Raw genomic sequence first — 551 nt, 5'->3', positions numbered from 1 at the left:
AATTTATCCCTGCTGGCAAGTGAGAAATTTCTGAAAGGAATGATGTTATTTGCCCTGCCGGTTGTGGCGTTCTATGTTTTGAAAAACAAAGATATGGGTGATAATAAAGATACAGGCAGCCTCCCGGAGAAGAAGATGCTGGCCGTCAGCATGGCTGCGGCGCTTTTAATCGGTACATATGACGGCTTTTACGGTCCGGGGACAGGAACATTCCTGCTTCTGGTTTTAACGGGAGCTGCCAAAATGGATTTGAGAACCGCGTCCGGCACGACGAAGGTGGTCAATCTCTCCTCCAACATCGCGGCGCTGGTGACCTTTTTGATCAATGGAAAGGTTCTGCTTCCGTTAGGCGTAACGGCAGGGGTTTTCTGTATCGCAGGCCATTATATCGGCTCCGGGCTGGTGGTTAAGAGCGGCCGGAAGATTGTAAGGCCGGTGGTTCTGGTGGTGATTATGTGTCTCTTTGTAAAAATTGTGAAAGGATAAGGGATCGTTATGAAGTGGAAAAAATTTACGCTGAAGACCACGACACAGGCCGTGGATTTAGTCAG

Annotated in this window: 1 protein-coding gene; it reads left to right on the top strand. The window is 48.6% G+C overall.

Annotated features, from left to right (window positions below):
- Positions 1-486: TSUP family transporter (locus NE664_12970; protein ID MCQ4727544.1), on the top strand; the 486-nt coding region annotated here is incomplete at its 5' end.
- Positions 487-551: the final 65 nt, after the last annotated feature.

Source organism: Anaerotignum faecicola (assembly GCA_024460105.1).
In the GTDB taxonomy this organism is placed as follows: Bacteria; Bacillota; Clostridia; order Lachnospirales; family Anaerotignaceae; genus JANFXS01.
This window is presented reverse-complemented; position numbering and strand designations above follow the sequence as displayed.